The organism is Rania fehmarnensis (assembly GCF_056494185.1).
This window is the reverse complement of record NZ_CM151398.1, coordinates 3,987,008-4,011,559: the sequence shown is the minus strand read 5'-3', so window position 1 is coordinate 4,011,559 and position 24,552 is coordinate 3,987,008. Positions and strand designations below refer to the sequence as shown.

The window sequence follows — 24,552 nt, the reverse complement described above, 5'->3', positions numbered from 1 at the left end:
ACTCTATAATACAACAATCCCCACCTCATCGCTCACCTTCAATTGTGTCTGATTATGATTCGACTCTTAGCAATCTTGAGTTCAGTACTCTGCGCGTCGAACCTCTGCCCTGTGTTGGCGCAGGAACGGTGGCCAGGACTGATAGCTGAAATTTCCGATGGTGAGTCTGCATGGAAACGTGTGGATCTCGAACCAGCCTGGATCTGGAGTTCTTCGCAATCGCTCGACGAACGCCTGTCCGCGTCACAACCAATTACGCTAAAGGTTACTGGCTGGATCGAAGTCAAAACGGAAGGCAAATACTCGCTGGCCACCTACTCGAGAGGCAACTGCCATGTCACTTTGGATGATCGCCAAGTGATTCAGAGTCAAACGGCTGTAGCTCAGTGGTCCCATAGCGACGAGCTCACGCTCAGTTTTGGATATCACCCGATCACGATCGAATATCGCTCGCTGGCGGACGCTGGTGAAATAAAACTCTACTGGCAAGGACCAGGCTTCCAACTGGAGCCCATTACCTCGCGCTATCTCAGCCATTTATCGGATCAACACCCAGACGATTTATTTCCTCGCGGCAGACTCTTGGCGCATGCTCTGCGATGCGCCGCCTGCCATGACTCTGATACGGGCCACGCGCCGACTCCTGCCGCTGATTTACGGGCACTCGACGGCAATCTGGAAAAGGCGTGGTTAATCGACTGGTTGATGGGCCAGGCGAAGCCCTCAACTGCGGACGATATCTTAGCCGACGACGAAGTCCCGCGACGCATGCCACACCTGGCCTTAGACTGGCAAGCAGCTGCAGATATTACTGCTGCTTTACTGACCCATTCCAAACCGCTCGAGAACCAGAAACCGCCCCAGCCACCCAAAATTGCAAAAGAACAAACCAAAAAGAATGACAAATCAAAATCCAAACAGCGTAACGGCCCCAGTGCTGAGACGGGTCGCGAGCTACTGCTAACCTCCGGCTGCCTGGCTTGTCACTCTATTGACCAGCAATCCATTGGCGCTCGCGATGAAGACGATGACTCAATTACCTTGCCACACCGTCGCCTGGAATACTTTACATATCAACTATTTGCGGGCGGAGATTTATCGCTGGTCGGTAGCAAACGCCCTGCACACTTTTTTTCGCGGTGGTTGGCACAACCAGAGCAGATCAATACTGCGCATCGCATGCCACTAGCGGACATTGATAGCGACCAACGCGACGACCTGGCAGCCTACCTGGCGACGCTTCAAGCTTCAACGCCGTATCCTGCACCCAACCAAGGCAATAGCGAACGTGGCAAACAGTTGATCGCTCAGCATCGCTGTGGTCAGTGCCACTCGCTTCCAGAGCCATTGAAGTCGCCTGTTAAGATGAGCAAATTGCTGTCGTCGGCCAGTGATGGGGCGGGAGGTTGTTTGAACGCCGCGAACGCTACTCAGTTGCTGCCGGGCTTTGGATTAACTGCCAATCAGCGACTAGCCTTGAAAACCTACTGGACGCAGCGCAAGGCTGTACGTCGTGCCGACTCGTCGCCCGCTGAACCACTGCCCTTGCCCGCCGACTTGCTGTTGGCTGAGAATAACTGTCTGGCATGCCATGCGCGCGATGCTGGTTTGGGTCTGACCAGCCGAGCCATGCAAGCGCTTAATCAGCAGCGGGAATTGGCTGCACGTCTACCGGCCATGTTACCTCCGTCGCTTTCGGGAGTGGGCGACAAGTTGCACGAGCGGGCACTCCAGTCGGCCATTAAACGTGCCGATCAACCGCTGCGGCCCTGGCTAGAAGTTCGCATGCCCAAGTATCGATTGACGGATGAAGCACTTACTTTATTAGTAAAGTATTTTGTGGATAACGATCGGATCGCAGAATTACCCGCGCATCGCAAGCAGCGGTTACCAGACGATGTGACGACCCGCGTGGCGGCTAGCCGGCTGGTTACCTCAGAAGGCTTTGGTTGCCAGAGTTGCCATAAGATTGGCGACCAACCATCGCCTACTGTGGCTTTGGGAGCCCGCGGAACCGACTTGACGATGTTGGGCAGTCGTGTGCGACAGAGCTGGTTTGATCGCTGGGTTCGCAATCCAGTCCGCATCGTGCCTCGCATGGAAATGCCGGCCATTCAAATTCCGGTTCGCGGTGTTCTGGATAACGATGTCCATAAACAAATCGATGCCGTATGGGAGATGCTCAATACACCTGGCTTCCAGCCGCCAGCGGCCGCGCCAGTCCGCATTGTGCGTGGACACAATGATCCAGGTTATTTGAACGAGCCGACCCATGTGCTGACTGATGTCGTGGAGACGAAACAAACCAAGTACTTGAGACCGCTGATTCTGGGCCTGCGCAATCGACACAACGTGCTGGTTGACTTGGAGCGAGGCGAACTGGGTCGCTGGTGGATTGGCGATACGGCAAGCGAGTTGACGCGTGGCAAGTCGTGGTATTGGGAACTGGGTGGTCAGCCGCTAGGCAATAACCTCTCAGATCTGTTCCGCGTTGGTTTGATGGCGGCCGATGATAAGCCGTGGTGGCCCAAAGCCCCGGTACAATTCGCGATGGAACTCGATGGGATTGAACACACTGACGGTAGCGTACAGTTGCGCACGCGACTCCATGTGGCGCATCAGCAGTCCCAACAAACTGTGCCGCTCAAACTGCGAATCGGTTCTTACCACTCTCCCGAGTCTGACCAGGACAAGGACATGCGTTCGGGTATCAGCCTGGACATTAACTGCCAGCCGCCGCCTGGGTTCGACTTCCTGATCAAGCTGAATCAAGACTTGCCTGGGCTTTCTTTTGATGCCGAGCGTTCTCTGGGTATCGCCATCGTCGACGATCATTCCATCGTCCGCATTCAATCAAGCTCGTCCAGCGAGTCCATAGCAGAACACGAACTGAAGATTCGCGCTGGTGACGATGGAGCTGTGAACGTGAGTATTCAATTGATCACGGGCTGGCCCGTCGATTCAGTCCCCGTCATTCCTTCGAACGTACCGGGTACATTGAGCACATTGAGCAAGCCCGATGACAAGATAGCGCCGATCGAGTTGGACGTGGTCCCCGGCTTTAGAGCCGTGCAGCTGCCGCTGCCGCGCGAAGAGATGCCGACCGCGCTCACCTGGTATCAAGGACGATTGGCCATCGGTTCTTTGAAAGGTCGCGTTTGTTTAGCGATCGACTCCGATAACGACGGCCTGCCCGATCAATGGAAAGCCATTAGTGATGATCTGCCAGCCCCCTATGGCTTGGCGGGGCATGCTAACGGTTTGGATGTCTTGGTCAAATACGGGCTGTTGCGTTTGACCGAGCGCGACCTGGCCTCCAATCAACCTTGGCCGCTGGAGACCGTGGCGGATGGTTGGGGATATACCTCCGATTACCATGACTGGGCCGTGGGTTTGGAGCGTGACAAAGCGGGCAATTACTACATGGCCTTGCCTTGTCAGCAAGATGATCGCAGTCTTAGCGCGGCTCGCCTGCGTGGCACCATTCAAAAGTTGATACCGCAATCCCCCACTAGCCAAAAACCGCGCGGGTTTCGCTTAGAGACAGTGGCCGCCGGACAACGTTTTCCCATGGGATTGGCACTGGACAAGCAAGAGCGTTTGTTCACCACCGACAATCAAGGCAATTACAATCCCTTCAACGAAGTCAATCACATACAGGCGGGCAAACGTTATGGGTTTATCAACAAACTCGAAAACCAACCAGGCTTCGCCCCACCGCTCGAATCACCCGCAATCAACTTACCGCATCCATGGACACGTAGCGTCAACGGTATATGCTTCTTGAATACGCCCGCGGAATTCGAAGCCCCGCTGTTTGGTCCTTTTGAAGGTCATCTGATTGGTTGTGAGTACAACGGGCTGTCCTTGATTCGTATGAGCCTGGAAGAATTTCATGGCGTAATGCAAGGCGGTGCGTACATGTTCTCGCGACCCGTAGAACCTGGCCAGCCAACCTTTGAGGGGCCGGTTGTATGTGCGGTATCGCCAACCGGCGCGCTTACCGTCGGAAACATTCACGACAGCGGTTGGGGCGGCGGACAGAACACCGGTTCGATCGTACAACTGACTCCAAAGGGTCAATGGCCCTTGGGCATCGCGTGCGTCAAAGCTCAAACCAGTGGTCTACGTATCGAGTTCACCGGAGCGGTCGATGCGTCCGCAGCCACGAGTACGACCAACTACTCCATTCGATCCTACCGCCGAATCTCCACGCCTGCCTACGGTGGCAACGACGCCGAGGAGCGCAACGAAAAGATTGAGCGAGTAGCGATAGATCCTACCTTAGACGCAGTTAACTTGGAATTCGGTCCGCTCCGCGCCGACTGCGTCTACGAAATCCGAGTTGGCCAGGTCGCCCTTGAGCAAAGCCTGTTTCCCAACGAAGCGCACTACACGATGAAGGTGTTGCCATAGTCGTCAGACAACGTTTGAGTCAGCCTTAATCGTTTAACCCGTAGCCGCCAGGCGAGGTGCACCCGCTAACCATCGCTGCGTTTACCTGAGCGACTCGTTTAACCCGTAGCCGCCAGGCGAGGTGCACCTGCTAACCAACGCCGCGTTTACCTGAGCGTCTGCGTGCTTAAGACAGAGATTCGCCACGGCACGTGAACGCCTTCGTTTGCCTAGCCTGCGGCTACGGGTTAAACGATTTGCCGCCAGGCGAGGTGCACCCTCTAACCAACGCTGCGTTTACCTGAGCGACTCGTTTAACCCGTAGCCGCCAGGCGAGGTGCACCTGCTAACCAACGCCGCGTTTACCTGAGCGTCTGCGTGCTTAAGACAGAGATTCGCCACGGCACGTGAACTCCTTCGTTTGCCTAGCCTGCGGCTACGGGTTAAACGATTAGCCGTCAGGCGAGGTGCACCCTCTAACCAACGCTGCGTTTACCTGAGCGTCTGCGTGCTTAAGACAGAGATTCGCCACGGCACGTGAACTCCTTCGATTGCCTAGCCTGCGGCTACGGGTTAAACGATTTGCCGCCAGGCGAGGTGCACCCTCTAACCAACGCTGCGTTTACCTGAGCGACTCGTTTAACCCGTAGCCGCCAGGCGAGGTGCACCCTCTAACCCAACGCTGCGTTTACCTGAGCGTCTGCGTGCTTAAGACAGAGATTCGCCACGGCACGTGAACTCCTTCGTTTGCCTAGCCTGCGGCTACGGGTTAAACGATTTGCCGCCAGGCGAGGTGAACCCTCTAACCAACGCTGCGTTTACCTGAGCGTCTGCGTGCTTAAGACAGAGATTCGCCACGGCACGTGAACTCCTTCGTTTGCCTAGCCTGCGGCTACGGGTTAAACGATTTGCCGCCAGGCGAGGTGCACCCTCTAACCAACGCTGCGTTTACCTGAGCGACTCGTTTAACCCGTAGCCGCCAGGCGAGGTGCACCCTCTAACCCAACGCTGCGTTTACCTGAGCGTCTGCGTGCTTAAGACAGAGATTCGCCACGGCACGTGAACTCCTTCGTTTGCCTAGCCTGCGGCTACGGGTTAAACGATTTGCCGCCAGGCGAGGTGAACCCTCTAACCAACGCTGCGTTTACCTGAGCGTCTGCGTGCTTAAGACAGAGATTCGCCACGGCACGTGAACTCCTTCGTTTGCCTAGCCTGCGGCTACGGGTTAAACGATTTGCCGCCAGGCGAGGTGCACCCTCTAACCATCGCTGCGTTTACCTGAGCGCCTGCGTGCTTAAGACAGAGATCCGCCACGGCACGTGAACTCCTTCGTTTACCTAGCCTGCGGCTACGGGTTAAACGATTTGCCGCCAGGCGAGGTGCACCCTCTAACCCAACGCTGCGTTTACCTGAGCGTCTGCGTGCTTAAGACAGAGATTCGCCACGGCACGTGAACTCCTTCGTTTGCCTAACCTGCGGCTACGGGTTAAACGATTTGCCGTCAGGCGAGGTGAACCCTCTAACCAACGCTGCGTTTACCTGAGCGTCTGCGTGCTTAAGACAGAGATTCGCCACGGCACGTGAACTCCTTCGATTGCCTAGCCTGCGGCTTTTGAAGTTGCGCCTTTTTTGCTTAAATCATACGGCTATCCTGTATTCTGTTGGAAGTGCTGCAGCCATCAATCGTTTGAGTTTGTTGATGCCTCCAGAAGTTTTTAGGCGGTCGTTGATGTACTTTAGTTCTTGGCCCATACTTTCTTGGCGGTAGGCTAAGCACAGTCCATGCAGTCGCTGCATGGCCCACCATCGTCGCCTCTCCTCGTCGAGCCTACGGTCATTCATTCTTGTGATACGCATATCTTCCAAGAACAATACCGTAGTAATCGCCAACTCAGTCCAAGTCTCCACAGCTCGGAAGTCTTTGAACGAGTACTGATCGAAACCGAGCGTAGACTTTAGTTCTTTGAAGAATAGTTCGATTTGCCAGCGGAGCGAGTACATCTCGATCACTTCAAGCACACTCAAATCAACAGCATTCGTCATCAGGATTTTGACGTCGTCGGAAGTCGCCTTCACTAGATTGGATTTCGTTGTCGAAAAAATCAGTAGCACTGAACCGACGTTCCGTACCTCTGCTTTTTCCTTGTGCGTATAGTAATCGCGATGTTTCGTTTTCGGCCCAATACGATACTTGGAAAGCCGCCGGTAAGAGGCGTACTTGCCCGTACTCGCGTGAAGCCTGGTTCGCTTGAGCGACAAACTCGTCCAATCCTTTAAACGAGACCGCAATTTGGGGCGGTTGCCCTTGGTGCCTTGATAAACTCTTTCCGAATTAGCCGGAAAGATCCATGTGTATCCTTTTTCCTCACAAGCTTCGCGTACAACCTGAGATTCATAGGCCGTATCGCCTATCACCACTACTTCCGCATCATCTGGCAATGGGAGCGTGCGGATCATTTCCGCAGCACACTCTGCCGTTGTCAGCATCGGAACTTTTCGATGCTCGCTGTATTCTTCCGTGTAGTGGGGCATTTGCCTTGGCACACGGATGCCACTGGGAGTGATCAGCACACCGCACGTGAAGCTGTGGATCGATTTAGCATCCGTCTTCACGCGCTTCCTGTTTTTACTATTCCCGTTCTTCTTGCGTTGGCGATTGCCAGCGCTACATATGTATGTGTTTTGAGATGTCTTACCAGACTGCGTCTTCTGCGTTGCATCCACAATGAAAAAGAATTTGCCGCGCTTCGACTCTTTCGCGAGCAGTGCCTTGGCCAGACCTTTATTGAAATCGAATTTCCGCCAACGTGCCTGCGCCAAGAAACGAGTTACCTCCCCGCGATGAACTGCCTCGGAGCAAATACTACCAGCAGCAGCCGAGCAACTCATTCGGCCGCGATGCAGAATAAAGGCGAGCACCATTCGCATGAACATCATCAATGCGCGTTCTTTGAGATTACATTGAGCCAAATACCCCTTGAGCGACTTGGCAGATTCGGCGACGATAATCATTGCGGGTCCTCCTCCATGTTTGGTGATATTCAACAAACTTTTCATGGAATGGACCCGCTTTTTTTGCAATAGCAGTTTTTTTGCTAGCATGAAAAAGGCGCAACTTCAAAACCTGCGGCTACGGGTTAAACGAGTACTGGTCATATCAAACCCAAAATCGAAAATCGAAAATCGAAAATCGCTACACTGGGTGCGCCTCGCCTGGCGGCTACGGGTTAAACGAGTCTGCCGATCTCGCCAGAGATTGGATGTGTCCAACGTGGTTCATCCAAGTCTGGCGACTTCGGCTACGGGTTAGACGATTCTGCTGGTTCGCGTGCACCCCACCAGGAAGCCAGCAACGATCCTGAGATGTTCATCCAGGGGCCGAATATGGCTGGGGCCAAGGCGGCTAATGGGTCTTTCAGCGTGTTGATCGCCAAGGCGGTCGCCATGCCGCCATTCTGCAATCCCACTTCGATGGCGACCGTACGACAACTGCTTTCGTCTAGCTTAGCGAGCTTGGCGCCATAGTAGCCGAGCACGTACCCGGCCAAGTTGTGGATCATAGATGCGGCGACCAGCGTCACGCCAACAGTCAGAAGTTTGTCGCGTGAATCCGCGATGATGATCGCCAGAATGAAGCAGATACCTGCCATGGCGATCAACGACAGGCATCGATCCATCCATGGGCTACGCCACTTCAGCGCGATCAGCAAGCGATTGACAATCAGCCCGATGGCAATTGGGATGATGATGATCTGAAAAATGTTGATCACCCAATCGATGAATACAATCTCAACTAACGTCCCTGCCAACATGCTCATAAGGAGTGGCGTAGCAATCGGAGCAAGCAACGTCGAGCAGGCTGTCAGGGTTACCGAAAGCGCGACGTTTCCTTTGGACAAATAAGTCATCACATTGGATGCGACTCCACCCGGACACGACCCGACGAGTACGACACCAGCCGCAATCGATGGCTCAAAGGCAAACGCTTTGGCCAGTCCAAATCCCAGCAAGGGCATGATGGTGAATTGCAGAACGGTACCGACCAGCACCGCTTTGGGCATCTTAAATACTCGGGTGAAGTCCGACAGCGCCAACGTGGCTCCCATGCCGAACATGATGACTTGGATGAGCGGCACAATGAGTGTCTTGAGCTGGAAATCACCCCAAGACCTAAATGCGCTCGGAAACAGAAAGCCTGCCAGAACACAGGTCATGACCCAGGCTGTAAAGGCAACACCTTTAGCATCCGGTTTGAAAGTAATTCGCCCCGCCCACGCGATCACTAACAGCAACGCCAGGGTTTTTGCAATTGCTTCAATTTCCACAGTAGTTCCCTTTGGAGTGCGGTGCCCGAGGCTTTGGAGTGCGGTGCCCGAGGCATCGCTTTGATGTAAGCGTGGACTGCGCCGCAGCCTGCACGTACGACAATTTGCTCATGACAAGTGGTTCGTTCAGGCTGCGGTACAGTTTGGTTATCACATCAAAGCTGTGGCTAACGCCACAGCACTCCAAAGTTCAGGCTGCGGTACAGTTTGGTTATCACATCAAAGCTGTGGCTAACGCCACAGCACTCCAAAGTTCAGGCTGCGGTACAGTTTGGTTATCACATCAAAGCTGCGGCTAACGCCACAGCACTCCAAAGTTCAGGCTGCGGAACAGTTTGGTTATCACATCAAAGCTGCGGCTAACGCCACAGCACTCCAAAGTTCAGGCTGCGGTACAGTTTGGTTATCACATCAAAGCTGTGGCTAACGCCACAGCACTCCAAAGACGCCACAGCACTCCACGGAGCTTACGGCTTAGCATGGTGGCTGCTGTGGTAATTTAAGGCCAAGCGCAGTTGGCCGTAATCATACTTCGTGCCGAAGTGCGCTTTTACTTCTGCCAATTTGTTGGTCGGGTTGGCTTCGACGTACTGGGCAATCTCGTCTAGTTGAGCGGCTGAGAGCACACGATGGATATCGAGTTGATTCAGCTCGACGAAATGCGCCAAGTGTCCATGAATGGTGCCAAGACTAAGCTTGCGTTCTTGGGCAATCTGCTCGACTGTTTTGCCTGCCTCGAACATCGTCAATGACAATTGTTTGGTGTCCTGAATAGGTTCGGAAGGTGGCGATTTGGAACTGGAGATTTGGCCCGGACGAATTTGATTGGCTTTGCAATACGCGGTGATAAGCGCTTCGAGATCCTTGCCGTACAGCTCGAGCCGCTTGCGAGCAATACCATGAATCTTGCGAATTGCATGTTGGTTGGTCGGCAGGACGGTCACCAATTGCCTCAACGAATCGGTAGTCAGTACGGCGCGTGGTCCGACGCCCTGTTTCTCAGCCATCTGTTGGCGATACTCGAGCAGTTGGGCGTATAATTTGGGATGTGGGATACCATCGGGCACGGTATCGACCTGGGCCTGGCTGGGGAATTTGCGCTGGAAATCCAAATCCGCATCAAACTGTGCACGTTTGTAGGCCACGGTCGAAAATCCTTGACTACAAACTGCAAAGCTGGCTTGTTTGACAAACAGTTGTTGCTGTAACTTTTCGAACTGCGACAGAACCATTTTTCGGACTGCCTGGTTATCGGTAAGCTTGGGTATGGCCATGGCCAACTGCATTAATTCCGAGAGCTTTTCGGTAAAGTAAACCGCGGCTTTGATGATCCGTTCTCGCAGCGCGGGATGCAACTCTGGCAGCCAGTCTTCTTTAAAGTAAGCGAGTAGTTGCGGACGAAATTTTTCGGCGATCGTCGAGAGTGTCTCGCGCGCACGGTGGGCCAACTGGCTGACTTGACTAGCCGCTTCTGCGCTCAAGGAACTCTGATGCTCGTGATACGTTTTTTTCAAGCGACTTATACTTTTCTCGATCGATTCGAAACTGAACAGATCTTTGATCAGTTGCTCTTGGTATTGCCGTTTGGCTTGTGCAACCTGAGCCTGGTCGGGCGCATTGTTTTCTGCTTGAGCACTATACTGCTTGACGACCGGGTCCGTCTTGACACTGCCAAAGTCGATGCGTGATCGCAGGACGATCCCTTCAAAACTCTTGCAGCGGCTGAGAGCAACGTAAACTTGACCGTGAGCGAAGGCGGCTTGCGCATCGATAATAGCGCGCTCAAATGTCAAGCCTTGGCTCTTGTGGATCGTAATTGCCCAAGCCAATTTGAGTGGATACTGAGTAAAGGTTCCCAGCACTTGTTCTTCGATTTCGCGCGTGGTTTCATTCAAGACGTATTTGACGTTCTTCCACTCATCTGGCATTACGGATATGTCGCTGACATCTCCATCACAGCGCACGCGAATCGCCTCGTCAGTGATGCCCACGATGCGACCAATCTTGCCATTGAAGTACTGCTTCTCGGGTTGCAAATCGTTCTTGATGAACATTACTTGCGCTCCGCTCTTGAACTCTAACGTTTGTTCAGTCGGATAGAAGCTCTCCGGAAACTCACCCGCGATCTCCGCTTTATAAAAATGGGATTTCCCAGGCAAGGCTGCTAAGCTGCGCATGTTGATGTCGAGCGCAGCCGCGTTGGTGGCCGTTAACGTAATATAGGCTTCGTTAGGTGGCGGCTGGAAATTGGGCACGTAACGACTGTTGAGCGTATGCAGGGTGGGCTGATCCAGTTGATTGTCGCGAACTTTGTTCAGTAGCTCGATAAAGGTCGCATCGGACTGGCGATAGATGTGCTTGAGCTCGATCGACACGTAATCCGTTTTCTTGAGCGCCAGGCTGCCAAAGAAATAGGGAGTCTCGTAGTAGCGGCCCAGCGTTTCCCAATCCTCGTTTTTGACCACCGGCGGTAACTGATGCAAGTCGCCGATCATCAGCAGTTGCACATTGCCAAACGGCCGATCGTCGCCACGAAACTCACGCAGCGCATCATCGATTGCGTCCAACAGGTCAGCGCGAACCATGCTGATTTCATCGATAACCAGCAGTTCGAGACTGCGTATCAGATTCAACTTCTGCCGGGAGAATTTTCGATGCTCGTCGCGGCGATGTGTATCGGGCACATGCAACCCAAATGGCAACTGAAATAGCGAATGGATCGTCATGCCGCCGGCATTGATGGCAGCCACACCGGTCGGCGCTACGATGGCCATCCGCTTCCAACCATTCTCTTTGACTTGGCGCAAGAACGTGGTTTTGCCACTGCCCGCCTTGCCGGTCAAAAAGAGATTCTTGGATGTCTCGCGGACGTACTCAAAAGCGAGCTCCAATTGTGGATTGGTGTGTAGGTTCATGGTTTGCTTCTCGCCAGCGGATGTTCATACCTTGAATTGTGCATCCACCGTTTGCGTACTCTCGGCCAGGTTTCAGTCTCGGGTAAGTGCGAACAGTATAGCAATTACAATCGTCGTCATTTGCGTAGCGGAACGCGTCAAGCGTTTCGAGATTGCGAGTCCCAACGACGTAGCGGAACGCGTCAAGCGTTTCGAGATTGAGAGTGAGATTGCGCTGACCGAAAGCCTTGACGGCTTCCGCTACGTTTATGACCGAAAGCCTTGACGGCTTCCGCTACGGCTGTGATTTGACGTACAATAAGAGGTATCGACTCGGCGGACTCTCGATAAGGTGCTCAGATGTACCGATTATTACTGTTGTTGGGACTGACAAGTGGATGGGCATCGATGTTGACTAGCCTGATATATGCCCAAGGCGCCGATCCGTATGCCGTCGCCCGTGCCAGACTGGTCGATACCGTTTTGAAAGGCGGGGGCATCACCAACCCGCGCGTGCTGAGCGCGATGAGTTCCACGCTGCGCCACGAATTTGTGCCTGCAGAATTTCGCCAGCAATCGTATTTTGACAAAGCCATTCCAATCGGCGAGTCGCAGACGATCAGCAGCCCGTACATCGTAGCGGTGATGACGCAGGAGCTCGATCCACAGCCTACCGATAAAGTGCTTGAGATCGGAACCGGTTCGGGCTATCAAGCAGCGGTTCTAAGTCCGCTGGTCAAAGATGTGTATTCGATCGAGATCGTGCCCGAGCTGGGGGAGAAAGCCGCCAAGGTGCTCCGCAAGTTGAAATATGAAAATGTGCACACTAAGGTAGGCGACGGATATAAAGGCTGGGAAGAGCACGCACCCTTCGACAAGATCATCGTGACGTGTAGCCCAGAGAATGTACCTCAGCCATTGATCGATCAATTGGTCGATAACGGTTTGATCATTATTCCCATCGGCGAACGTTATCAGCAGACGCTCATGCGCATGCGCAAGCAGGGCGGTACTTTGGAAAAGGAAGCCCTACGTCCAACCTTGTTTGTACCCATGACCGGCACGGCCGAAGATCAGCGCAAAGTTCAAGCCGATCCGACCAATCCCCAACTGATTAACGGCGACTTCGAAGAGCAACCGCTCAAGTCGGGTGACGTGCCAGGCTGGTATTATCAGCGCGGGTTGGCATGGAATGCAGATAACCGCAGCCCCTCAGGCGGACACCATGTGAGCTTCAGCAATGATGACGCCGGGACACCTACCACGCTGTTACAAGGGTTTGCAATCGATGGCAGTGTCGTCCGCAGATTGCGTGTCGAAGCCTTTGTCCGCACACAGAATGTTGGCGCGGGCCAGGCCAAAGACGAATGGCCGGCGATTACGGTGCAGTTCTTTGATGACAAACGCGAACGCTTGGCGATGAGCTGGATTGGACCTTTTAAAGGTACCACCGGCTGGGTTGAGAAGAATAGAGATTTCACTGTACCTCCCAACACCAAGGAAGCCATTCTGTCGATCGGGCTCTTCGGTGCCGTCGGCCGCGTCTCCTTCGACAACATTCGCATTACCGGGCTCAAGTAGAAGTTGGAAGTTTGAAATTTGAAACTCAGTAGCCTGCGCTGTGGAGTGCGGTGCCCAAGGCACCGCTTTGATGTAAGTAAAGTCTTTAAACGCAGGCTGAGTCAATCTGAAAGTTTGGAGTCACCTAGTTTGTGCAGGCTGCGGTACTGTTGGATTAGGACATCAATGCTACGGCTAGCGCCGCAGTACTCCAAGGAGTCACCTCGTTCGTGCAGCCTGCTACCGATTCTGATGATACTGCTGTCGCACTCATTGGTTGCGCAGGATCTAGAACCCGCCTATCGCTGGCGCCAAGTTACCGAGAAAGCCGACTGGCAACCGCGCGATTCCAGTGCTGAACTGGTATTCGATCAGCGGATGTGGATCATGGGCGGCTGGTTTGATTCCTTCGCAGCTCCACCACGCGATGTGTGGTGTTCAACTGACGGCAAGAGTTGGCAACTGGTGACTGCCGAAGCGCCGTGGCGCTACAGCGACTTGCCCATGTCGCTCACTTTCAACAATCGCATGTGGATCATGGGCGGCTGGACCAACGGTCGCCTGGCCGGACATGGCGCGACCAACGAAGTCTGGTCGAGTATCGATGGCGCTAAGTGGGACCTCAATGGCCAGGCGGCCTGGAGTCCACGCATTGCCGCGGGGGTAGTTGAATTTCAAGGACGCATGTGGATTCTTGGGGGTACCGAAAATTACTACTTCGGCGACAACAGCAGCCTCAAGAATGATGTCTGGTCATCAACCGATGGCGTCAACTGGCAACTTGAAATCGAACACGCGCCGTGGCTTCCACGAGCCTATCATCAAGCGGTGGTGCTAGGGGATCGCATCTTTGTTATGGGCGGCGGAAACTACGTGCCTGAGTACCAGGCGTTTAATGACGTCTGGAGTTCGACTGATGGCCGGCACTGGGAACAGTTAACGGACCACGCCCCCTGGTCACCCCGCTTGTGGTTCGCGGCCACAGCATATCGGCAGCAGTTGTGGGTGCTGGGCGGCTGGTCGAATAACCCGGCACAAAATTGGGACGACACCTGGTACTCGCGCGATGGCAAAAGTTGGCAACAGCTATCGGCAGGCGACGGCTGGAAAGCCCGCCATGAGCATTCGGCCTATGTTTTTCAAGACAAAATCTGGATTGCCGGCGGCCATGCAGCTCCATTGAACAGCGAAGTCTGGGTTCTCGAAACGCAAAAATGAAAGTTGACAAAGTTCTTTACACATGTAGAGCTTTCAGCGCATAATAGCTTCCATTCATTCTGGCAGAGTTCATGTATGAGCGGAATTTATTATGCGTTTCAGAACATCTCAGCGCAAGCGCAAGTTGGCCATCGAGTCCATGGAACCGCGGCGACCGCTGGCGGCCTACATCAACGAGATCCACTTCGCACCACTCTTTGGTGACAACGATCAGGATCAATATGTTGAGCTACGCAGTCAGCCCAACGCCACGTTGGGCGCAGATACCTACCTGGTCGTGGTTCAGAGTTCCGATGGCGTCAAGGAACTAGGCGACATCCGCGCTATCTTTAACCTGAGCAATCAGTCGGTAGGTTCCAACGGCATGTTGGTTCTACTGCAATCAGCCGCTGGCTACGCAGTCAATCCACAAGCTCGAGTTCTACGAGGCACCGATGGCTTTCTGGGTATGCCAGGGGACGTCTACCAGTCCGACAGTAGCGCCAAATCGTTCGGCACAGGCTCGACAAGTTTTCTGTTGATTCAGTCCACAGTGGCTCCATCGCTGCTGAATGATATTGATGGTAACGACGATGGACAACCCGATGGTGCTTACCTGAACTGGGCGATCCTCGATAGCGTCGCGGTCTTTCCGTGGGGCGAGAGTGTTTGGCCGCAGAAGTCGTATGCACAGATTACGTTTCGTGAAGACAATGTGGGTACGGTAATGGCGGGTACGACTTCAGTGGTGACCGACCAATTGGCGTATGTGGCCCGCATCAATCATTCGACAGGTTACAACGCCGATGACTGGGTAGCCGGCAATACAGTTGAAATGGGTCAGAGCAGCAATCCTAGCTGGCAATTCCAACTGCAACACGGAGTCTTTGGCACGCCGCGTCCATATGCTTATGGCGGCAGAATCTTGGATAACTTGGGTTCGGAGAACTGGGTCGGTAGTATCAGCGGCACCGTATTCGAAGACGGCAATGACGATGGTGTACCACAGGCGGGCGAAGCTGGCGTGGCAGGAGCGACGATTCGAGCTATTGCCAACGGCGATACGATGGCAGGCTACGATGTCGATCGCATTTTGCCCAATACATTCTTGCTGAATGCCGACGTCAGCAATGCGTCGCCCTATGTCACCATCATTTCGGCAGGCAGCGATAATGTTCCGCAAGGTTTCAAGATTCGCGTGGTGCAGCGGCCCTTTGCCCCAACCGGCGAATACATATTTTCGCACGAAGGTGTGGGGTTCTTCAACGAAGACCGGCGTATGCGCATGGACTTTTATGAACCCGCCAAGGCCATCGCCATCACCGTCATTGGTAACAGCAACTCCCAACCAACTTATGGCAGGCTGGAGATTTTTAATAAAGCCAATCAATCGCTGGGCTTTGTGCGCACGCGGGCATTGGGTGCCGACCAGGCCGAGCGACTCACGATCAGTTCACTGAACGACGATATCGCCTGGGCCTTGGCCTATCCCGAAAACAGCTATCAAGACTCCTCGCCCTTCGGCCGTCTGGACGACTTGGAAGTGATTATTCCCGAAAAGAAAGCCACCACGGATGCCAACGGTCGCTTTACCCTGCCCACAATTCCTAACGATACTTTCTCCGTGCGACTGGAAAAACCTGCGACCTACGATCAAGTCTTTCCTGCCAATTCTGCTGGTCACAACGTAACGATCGCAGGGAACGAACACGTCGATGACATTAATTTTGGGCTACTCGGAAATCGTCCACCACTACTGGCCGACCAGGTCTATTCAGCCAACGAACTACTATCGGCTGGTTCCGTCATAGCCACGTTGCCCGTGACGCTCGGCTATCCGAGCCAACAGCTCAAGTACACGATTACGTCGGGCGATCCCAATGGACTCTTTGCCATCGACTCTTCGGGTCAATTGAAGCTGACCAAAGCTGAATTGAATTTTGAAGCTCTGACCAGTTACACGCTGGCTGTCAAGCTGGAGGACGTGAACAATGCAAACCTGAACGATATGGCACTGGTGGATCTGGCCATTGAAGACGGCAATGAACCACCCAGCATTGCGACTCAGAGCCAGACACTACCGGAAAATAGTCCCGCGGGTACCGTCGTAGCCACCATGACCGCTACCGATCCCGATGCAGGCGCTGCCGGCCAGTTTACGTGGAGCATCGTCGGTGGAAACCCGGATAACGCGTTTGAGATCAATCCTGCCACCGGCCGCGTTAGTGTTCGCGATGCCGCACCTCTCAACTTCGAGCAACTCACGCTGATCAATCTGTTGGTTCGCGCCACCGATGGTGGAACGCCACCGCAGTTGGCTCAAGCAACTCTGACCATCAACTTGAGCAACGTCAACGAAGCGCCTCAACTTCTGAACCGCTCGCTGTCCATCAAGGAGAATAGCGCCAGCGGTACATCAGCCGGCACACTTACCGCGCTGGATCCAGATCAAGGCCAACTGTTGACCTGGCAGATTCAGGGTGGTGATGGACAAGCTTTGTTTCAAATCAATGCCAACACGGGCGAAGTAACTCTGGCGGCCGGGGCGCAGTTAAACTTCGAGTCCAAGAGCCAATATCTGTTGGAAGTTAGCGTAGCCGATTCGCACGGCTCGCCACTAACGAGTTCTGGAACTGCTACGATTTCGGTAACGAATGAAAACGACAGTCCCATACTGGGAGGCAGCAGTTTTGAACTGAACGAAAACGTAGCGAGCGGAACCGTCGTGGGCAGCGTCAGCGCCACCGATGAAGATACCGCGCAGTCGGTGGTTTACAGTTTGTCAGGGACCGACGCAGCCGACTTTGTGATCGATGCGGACAGTGGTCAGATTCGTACCGCAGCCAGCAGTCTGCTCAACTACGAAGCGAAATCGAGTTATGTGCTAACTGTCACCGCGACTGACAATGGAGTTCCACCAGAATCTACATCGGCCCTCGTTACGATTGCACTGCGCGATGTGAACGAAGCTCCTAAGATAACGACGACGACCCTAAGTATCGCCGAGAACAGCCTGGCCGGCAGCGCGGTAGGTCAGTTAGCTGCCAGTGACGAAGACGCGGATGATACGCTGCAATGGAGCCTGGTATCGCAGTCGCTCGCTTGGGTAACGCTCAATCCATCCACTGGGAATTTAACCGTCAATGAAGGCGCTGTCATCGACTTCGAAGGTGCCAAGACGAGTTTGGTGGTCGTGAAGGCAACCGACGCAGCTGGACTGGAAGCGACATCCACGATCACCATCTCGGCCACGGATCGCAATGAACCACCAAGTGTTCATGCTTCATTACCAACTCAAGAGGCGATGGTCGACACGCCGTTCAGCTTTGCTATTCCAGCGAGCACGTTCTCTGATCCTGATGCGGGTGACCAGCTGAATATCTTCGTCACGTTGGAATCTGGCTTCCCGCTGCCTGCCTGGTTAACCTTCAATCGCGATACGATAACGCTGAGCGGTACGGCAGGAGCTGCACAGGTTGGTTCGTTGCAGTTAAGTGTAACGGCGATCGATTCGGGTGGTGCGTCCGCCACCACTGGCTTAACCATCAACGTCGTCACCGCGACGCCTTGGCATAACTCAGCCATGGCATTGGATGTTACAGGCGATTCAACAATCAGTGCGCGCGATGCGTTACTGATCATCAACTACATCAACACCCAAGGCCCAGGTTCCGTGCCGTCAGACGCACCACCGTCAGACGGCTTCTTGGACACCACGGGCGACAACTCAGTCACTGCTCGCGATGTGCTGCTAGTCATCAACCAGCTTAATCTACAAGCTGCCGGGGAAGGGGAAAGCGCCATCGAGTTTGTAGCCATCGAGCAGGAGCGGCTTGCCTGGCAGTGGTGGAGCTTCGATTCGAATTCGATGGTCAATAAACGCGTGCGCTAGCACTCAAGTCGTCACCTCTCCAAGGCTTCGCCTTGGGGAGGTCGAATCGAGCCATAGCGAGATTCGGGAGGGGTCTGGGCAGTGGAGGTTGGTTAGTACCGCACGAGTCTTGCCCAGCGCAGTGCCCCCTCCCGCAGACGAAGGCTGAACGCCTCGTCTGCGACCTAGTATATAGCGGCCAACTAAGATGTTCATGTTCGACGTCGTTGCAACGGTGTCGGACTCAGCTACCCAGACAGTTTATCGACCCCGAACGAATGTACACATTTGTAGCTCGTGGGGGAGCGAAGTCGGGCAGCTGATTGTTTTCTATCCGAACGGTCGCTGAGTGCTCTTCGCCAAGTGCGAGGAAGCCTGAATTTACTAGGTAGGAGTTTACAATGACAACATATGATCGCGTGATCGGCATTGATGTAGCTTCCAAGAAGCTAGACATTTCCGATTCCCAGGGCAAGCTGCCTTCAACGATTAGCAACACGGTCTCGTCCATTGGCAAGTTGATCGAGCGCATCCAAGAGCCTGAAAAGACACTTGTGGTTTGCGAGAGCAGCGGTGGTTATGAGAATATCATGGTTGACCTGCTACACGAGGCGAAGGTCAACGTGGCGGTGGTCAACCCGCGCAAGACTCACTACTACGCCAAGGCACACGGGTATCTAGAAAAGACGGATACCATTGATGCCAAAGTAATTCGGCATTTTGGTGAGCAGGTCAAAGTCCATTTGACCAAGCCGCTTACCGAGCGAGAGAAGAAGCTTCGGTTGCTTACGCGTCGTCGAGTACAGGTCATGACGATGATCAACCAAGAGAAGAATCGCTTGCGTTTTGAGGATGAGACGGTCAAGCAATTCGTTGAAGAGAGCTTGAAAATGCTGAAAAACCAGCTAAAAGCTCTGAACGAGCAGCTCAAGGAGCAAGCCAAGGAGATGAGCAAAGAGACACCTAACGTAAGGATCATCTCCAGCGCGCCAGGCGTGGGTCTCATCACGACAGTCACTCTGTGTGCTGAACTTCCTGAACTTGGAAAAATCTCTCGTACGGAAATTTCCAAGCTTGTTGGTGTAGCTCCGATGGCCAACCAAACCGGTCAGAGCGATGGCAAGAGACGCATTCGCGGAGGTCGATCAACGGTGCGTCGTACACTATACATGGCGGCCTTAGTGGCAACCAAAAAGAATCCAGTGGTCGAGAAATTCTATTCGAGGTTATTAAGCCGAGGAAAACCGAAGAAGCTGGCGTTGATCGCGAGCATGCGAAAGCTGCTCCTGATCCTTCACGAGATGGTACGTACGCAAACGATGTGGGACCCCGAGAAGAAGGCACGTGACCAAGCTGTCGCCAGCCTGGCCACGGGCGCTACGTGCTCGGCGGGTCATTGACTCACCGGCGACTAAGTTATCCCTTACAAAGTTGCGTCCCCGCAGAGCTTTGCTATGTTTCACTTAGCACAGTTCATAGTAATGCTGCGCCTGTAGGAAATCAAACATTGAGTTACCGGCGCCATGCCTTGAAAAATCCCGGGGGTTTGGGGGCTGGCCCCCAAGATGCCCAAGCGAAGGGAAGAAATTTAAGATTCTTCCTTGACTACCAACTAGACGGTCGCTCCCCCGCTGCGCGGTGGAGGTGACCCGTCACCTCTCCAAGGCTTCGCCTTGGGGAGGTCGAATCGAGCCGAAGCGAGATTCGGGAGGGGTCTGGGCAGTGGAGATGATTGGCACCGCACGAGTCTTGCCCAGCGCGGTGCCCCCTCCCGCAGACGAAGGCTGAACGCCTCGTCTGCGACCTCCCCCGCTGCGCGGGAGAGGTGACTTTTTGTTACGATACGTCCGCAAATCCTGAATTGGACGTGTCCACGTGCTTAGAGGTTAACACCCGATCTATTTCAATTGCCGAGTGACCGAACATGACAGTTGATCCACAACGCGTTCAAGAACTGTTCTTGAGATTAGTGAACCTTTCGCAGTCAGAGCGCGAGCAAATCCTGCGCGATGAATGTGCCCAGGACGAAGTTCTCCGGCGGCGAGTGGAAGCGATCTTGTTGGCTAACGATAGCCCAGAGAGTGTTCTTGATGTGTCACGGATCGAAATTCCTTTGCCACAGAAATCGAAGCCGGAACTTGGTGAAACGCTCGATTCTGAGGGGTCCGCGGGAAACGCTGCCACGAGTGACTTTCAGCCGATGATCCACTCTGGAGTGACCATCAACAATCGTTTTGCGCTGCAGAAAAAAATAGGCGAAGGTGGCATGGGGGAAGTTTGGGTCGCCAAGCAGTCTTCGCCCGTGAAGCGAACTGTGGCGATTAAACTGATAAAGCCTGGGATGGATTCTCGAGCGGTCATCACGCGTTTCGAACAGGAACGCCAGGCACTTGCCATGATGGATCACCCGAACATTGCCAAAGTACTGGATGCTGGCATAACGCACAGCGGGCAACCTTTTTTCGTGATGGAGCTGATCAATGGCTTGCCACTGACAGAATATTGCGACCAAGCCAAACTTCCCCCACGCGAACGGCTGGCTTTGTTCGTCACGATATGCAACGCGGTTCAGCACGCTCACCAAAAAGGCATTGTGCATCGCGACTTGAAGCCAGCGAACATTCTGGTGACGATGGTCGACGGTCAACCAGTCCCAAAAGTCATCGACTTCGGGGTCGCCAAAGCCACAGGTGGCAAACTAACCGATGCCACGCTATCGACTGAATTTGGTGCCGTCGTTGGAACGCTCGAATATATGTCACCTGAACAAGCTGGCTATTCGGGAGTCGACATTGACACGCGATCGGACATCTACTCGCTGGGCGTCATTCTCTACGAGTTGTTAACGGGTTTGCGGCCCATTGACTCGACGCGATTGAAGCGCGCCGCTATTGGTGAGATGATCCGCATCATTCAAGAAGAATTACCATCTAAACCTTCGACGCGATTGTCTACAAGTGATGCGCTACCATCGCTGGCTGCTATGCGGCAAACCGAACCCCGTAAACTGATGGCCATCTTGCGCGGCGAACTCGATTGGATCGTACTGAAGTGCCTTGAAAAGAGTCGTGATCGTCGTTACGAAACAGCCAATGGATTGGCCCGCGATATTGAACGTTTTTTGCAAGACGAACCGGTGGAAGCCCGTCCGCCAAGTACAACCTATCGACTGGGGAAGTTCTTGCGCCGAAACACTGCCCTGGTGACCGCCGTCGCAGCGGTCATACTGGCGCTGACAATCGGAGTTGTTGGAACGACATTAGCGCTACTTCGCGCCCAAAGAGCAGAGACGCTGGCCAACGAGAATGCCACGGAAGCGAACGAGGCTCGCGCAGCGACGGAAGATGTCAATCGCGCTCTGCAAGAATCGATCACACGCGAAGCTGCCCGCTTCGAACTGGCCCGCAAGGCAATCGGCGTTTTTCATGGAGACGTCAGTCAGGACTTGCTATTAAAGGAGAGCAAGTTTCAAGGATTGAGAACGCGTCTATTGGAGAGTGCCGCTGATTTTTACGACGAGCTTGAAACACTGCTCAAGTCACAATCGGACCGCAAATCGCAAACCGCTCTCAGTCAAGCCTACTTTGACTTGGGTGAACTAACCACCAAGATCGGCGATCAATCGCGCGCGTTGGAGGTCCATCAGAAAGGCCTAATGGTCGCGCGGCAAATCGCGGCCGATGATTCCCGCGCGCCGGAACTACAACGCGATGTGATGCGACGATTGTACTTCATTGGTCAATTGCATTCTGCGTTAGGCAATCTCTCCGATGCCGAGGCTGCATATCGGGAAGGGATCAAAATTGGCGAGTCGCTACAGGCCGCGTCAGCGCAAGTGGACGATCTTGCTTTTGGACTCGGCTCATTGATGATCAATATGGGTAACTTGGCAAGTAACTCAGGCAAAGTCGACGAAGCCCTCGACTGGTATCAACGTGCAAAAGGAACACTGTTGGCGGCAGCCGACACACCTAATTCGGTTCTGGCGCAAAGCGCGCTGGCGATGGTGCAAAATAACATCGGCGGCATTTTGGCCAATCAGGGCAAACCCGAAGCAGCGTTGGAGATGTATGAGAACACGCTGGAAATCCAAAAGAAGCTTGTTGAACAAGAGCCGGGCAATACGAAACTGAAGCAAGATCTGGCAATGAGTTACCAAAACATTGTCTACATCCACACCAAGACTGGTTCGGCCGAAGCTCAAAAGAAAACTGCCGCCGTCGCCTTGGCCATTCGCCGCTCGCTGGTGGAAGAGAATCCCGCTATTACCGAATTCAAAACACAATTGGTGAGTTGTTACGACGATTTTGGCTATGCCAATCTGTCTAAAGGAGCTTTGGCTGAAGCATTCGAATCGTATTCCAACGCCCTTTCCATTCAGGAGGGCATCGTCGCGGAGAATCCTGAAGTGGTCCAGTACCGCGCTAAACTGGCAGTGATACATAATAATCTCGGTGCAACGTTGCGAAACGACATGCCAGCAGCCTTGGTCGAGTTCAAGAAGGCGGTCGAGGTTCAAGAGGAAATCGTTAGACGCTATCCCACTCTCGTTAAGTACCGCAGCGAACTGGCACAGAGTTATCAGAATGTGGGGATCGCGTCGCGATTCGCGGGAGACAACGATGCGGCGTTAGTCCAATATCGCAAAGCGATTGACATCTTGGAGCAATTGCGAATCGAGGATCCCAAGCGTACCGATTACGGCTTGGCAGTCACCAAGAATTTGCAGAATATCGCCATCGTCATGAATGCCAAAAAGGAATACGACGCGGCCGCCCGAGATCTGGAGAAGGCCATCAAGATTCAAGAAGAGCTAGTCGCTGCATCTCCCGGCGATGGCAACTTCAGGCGAGAACTTGGTCGGAGTCTGACGACGCTCGCTAACAACTACTTTGACGCTGGAAAGTTTGATGCGGCGCAACCTCACTTCCAGCGAGCTCGAGATGTACACCAACAACTCGTGAAGGACTTTCCCGACATTTACGATTACCAGAACGGCCTGGCCTTTTGCCTATCAGGGTTGGGACGCACGGAGCATCGCTTGGGAAGGATTGTCGAAGCGGTTAGTTCGTTGAAAGGAGCCGCAGACACGCGTCGGGCAATGTCGTCTCTTTCCCTCAATGCAAAATATGACATGGCCTCCAATTTGGCACTCTTGGTTTCATTGGCTACCGATGAGGCTTCCTCAATACCTGCCCCAGAAGCGCAGCAGTTTGTGGCCGAGTCTCTCAATTACCTCAAACAGGCGATTGCCGCCGGCAAGAATGTCGCGAGCGACGTCCAAACGGATACCAATTTCGACGCGTTACGAAACAACGAAGACTTCAAGCGATTGCTACTTCCTGGGAACTAAGGAACGCTTACGTCCCAGAGACCGCGTAGAAAACCACATGCGTGCGCGGTATTATAGAACTGTGAGAAGTGGTCGGTTTTTGGGTTTAGGCACCTCCATGACTTCGATCGATTCAAAGACGAATACGCCATCTCCTTCGACGGTTACACCCGCATCAATGGCGAGAACACGTCATCTCTTTACAGTTGAGCAGTACCACGAGATGATCGAGCATGGAATCTTCAGGGAAGACGAGCCGATCGAACTCATTCGAGGGGAGATTATTAGGAAATTGCCCATCGGAAATCCCCACGCCGCTGCCGTAAATCGCTTGAATCGCCTTCTCTCGAAACGCATTCAAGACGATGCAATTCTCAGCATCCAAAACCCGATTTGGCTTGGTAACAGCGAGCCCGAACCGGATGTTGCCATCTTGAGTTATCATCAAGATCTCTACGCGTCGCGGCGCCCCGTCGCAGCAGATGTACTGCTATTGATTGAAGTGGCGGATTCGTCTCTGGCCTTTGATCGCCAAATCACAGGATCTGTGTACGCCGAGGCGGGAATTTTCGAATATTGGATCGTGAATTTGAATCAGGCCACCATCGAGGTTTATCTTGACCCACAATCCGATGGCCGCTTTGCAACCGTCATGACCGCGCGTTCCGGAGACACATTGACGCCACAGAAAGTCGCTGGGCTGGCCATCGAAGTCAGCTCGATCCTGGGTTGATTCGGCAAGGGTCAGTTTGCCTTAGGGTACCTTTGAGGGAAACGCTACTGTGAAAGGATTGGTCTTCGGGAATGAACCTCAGTTGGGGACTCGCAAACTTCGATTTCGTTGGTCTATGCACGCGAAAAGCCGAATATCAAACGCTGCGTTGTGAGCACTGGCAATGCTGCGCATAGCCAGTGCCACCCAGAACCTTAGGAGAGATGACTACGTTTCGTCTTTTCACCGCTAGGCGAAACTTCTAC

10 protein-coding genes are annotated in these 24,552 nt (G+C 53.7%); 7 read left to right on the top strand and 3 right to left on the bottom strand.

The features are described 5' to 3' along the window. The first annotated feature begins 54 nt into the window (after positions 1-54). On the top strand, positions 55-4,416 hold the full coding sequence (locus SH573x_RS13360) for a PA14 domain-containing protein (RefSeq protein WP_479355781.1): 4,362 nt from the start codon (positions 55-57) through the stop codon (positions 4,414-4,416). Positions 4,417-6,033: 1,617 nt separating this feature from the next. On the opposite strand, the gene SH573x_RS13355 is transcribed toward SH573x_RS13360, so the two are convergent. From SH573x_RS13355 to SH573x_RS13345, 3 genes are all read right to left on the bottom strand, one after another. Next, a complete protein-coding gene (locus SH573x_RS13355; RefSeq protein WP_479348747.1) occupies positions 6,034-7,407 on the bottom strand; it encodes a transposase in 1,374 nt (457 codons plus the stop codon). Positions 7,408-7,694: 287 nt separating this feature from the next. Further along, on the bottom strand, positions 7,695-8,720 hold the full coding sequence (locus SH573x_RS13350; RefSeq protein ID WP_479355779.1) for a bile acid:sodium symporter family protein: 1,026 nt from the start codon (positions 8,718-8,720) through the stop codon (positions 7,695-7,697). A 467-nt stretch (positions 8,721-9,187) separates the two neighbouring features. Then, entirely contained in the window at positions 9,188-11,635 is a 2,448-nt protein-coding gene (locus SH573x_RS13345) for a helix-turn-helix domain-containing protein (protein ID WP_479355778.1), read from the bottom strand. Between the two features lie 339 nt (positions 11,636-11,974). On the opposite strand from SH573x_RS13345, the gene SH573x_RS13340 reads away from it, so the two are divergent. The 6 genes from SH573x_RS13340 to SH573x_RS13315 all read left to right on the top strand — a co-directional run bounded on the left by SH573x_RS13340 (position 11,975) and on the right by SH573x_RS13315 (position 24,307). After that, positions 11,975-13,195, top strand: a complete 1,221-nt coding sequence (locus tag SH573x_RS13340) for a protein-L-isoaspartate(D-aspartate) O-methyltransferase (RefSeq protein ID WP_479355776.1) — start codon at positions 11,975-11,977, stop codon at positions 13,193-13,195. A 165-nt stretch (positions 13,196-13,360) separates the two neighbouring features. Then, on the top strand, positions 13,361-14,392 hold the full coding sequence (locus SH573x_RS13335; protein ID WP_479355774.1) for a Kelch repeat-containing protein: 1,032 nt from the start codon (positions 13,361-13,363) through the stop codon (positions 14,390-14,392). Positions 14,393-14,483: 91 nt separating this feature from the next. After that, a complete protein-coding gene (locus tag SH573x_RS13330; RefSeq protein WP_479355772.1) occupies positions 14,484-18,263 on the top strand; it encodes a cadherin domain-containing protein in 3,780 nt (1,259 codons plus the stop codon). 380 nt (positions 18,264-18,643) lie between these two features. Beyond that, positions 18,644-19,642: an IS110 family RNA-guided transposase gene (locus tag SH573x_RS13325; protein WP_479355770.1), complete on the top strand. Its 999-nt coding sequence runs from the start codon at positions 18,644-18,646 to the stop codon at positions 19,640-19,642. A gap of 524 nt (positions 19,643-20,166) precedes the next feature. After that, entirely contained in the window at positions 20,167-23,595 is a 3,429-nt protein-coding gene (locus SH573x_RS13320; RefSeq protein ID WP_479355769.1) for a protein kinase domain-containing protein, read from the top strand. A gap of 157 nt (positions 23,596-23,752) precedes the next feature. Beyond that, positions 23,753-24,307, top strand: coding sequence for a Uma2 family endonuclease (locus SH573x_RS13315; protein WP_479355767.1), 555 nt, complete (start codon positions 23,753-23,755; stop codon positions 24,305-24,307). Positions 24,308-24,552 lie beyond the last annotated feature (245 nt).

What these genes read in the sequence shown, in the direction of transcription:
- SH573x_RS13360 (WP_479355781.1), top strand. Translation starts at nt 55, where the DNA reads ATGATTCGACTCTTAGCAATCTTGAGTTCAGTACTCTGCGCGTCGAAC.
- SH573x_RS13325 (WP_479355770.1), top strand. Translation starts at nt 18,644, where the DNA reads ATGACAACATATGATCGCGTGATCGGCATTGATGTAGCTTCCAAGAAG.
- SH573x_RS13320 (WP_479355769.1), top strand. Translation starts at nt 20,167, where the DNA reads ATGACAGTTGATCCACAACGCGTTCAAGAACTGTTCTTGAGATTAGTG.
- SH573x_RS13315 (WP_479355767.1), top strand. Translation starts at nt 23,753, where the DNA reads ATGGCGAGAACACGTCATCTCTTTACAGTTGAGCAGTACCACGAGATG.
- SH573x_RS13330 (WP_479355772.1), top strand. Translation starts at nt 14,484, where the DNA reads ATGCGTTTCAGAACATCTCAGCGCAAGCGCAAGTTGGCCATCGAGTCC.
- SH573x_RS13345 (WP_479355778.1), bottom strand. Translation starts at nt 11,635, where the DNA reads ATGAACCTACACACCAATCCACAATTGGAGCTCGCTTTTGAGTACGTC.
- SH573x_RS13355 (WP_479348747.1), bottom strand. Translation starts at nt 7,407, where the DNA reads ATGATTATCGTCGCCGAATCTGCCAAGTCGCTCAAGGGGTATTTGGCT.
- SH573x_RS13340 (WP_479355776.1), top strand. Translation starts at nt 11,975, where the DNA reads ATGTACCGATTATTACTGTTGTTGGGACTGACAAGTGGATGGGCATCG.
- SH573x_RS13335 (WP_479355774.1), top strand. Translation starts at nt 13,361, where the DNA reads ATGCTACGGCTAGCGCCGCAGTACTCCAAGGAGTCACCTCGTTCGTGC.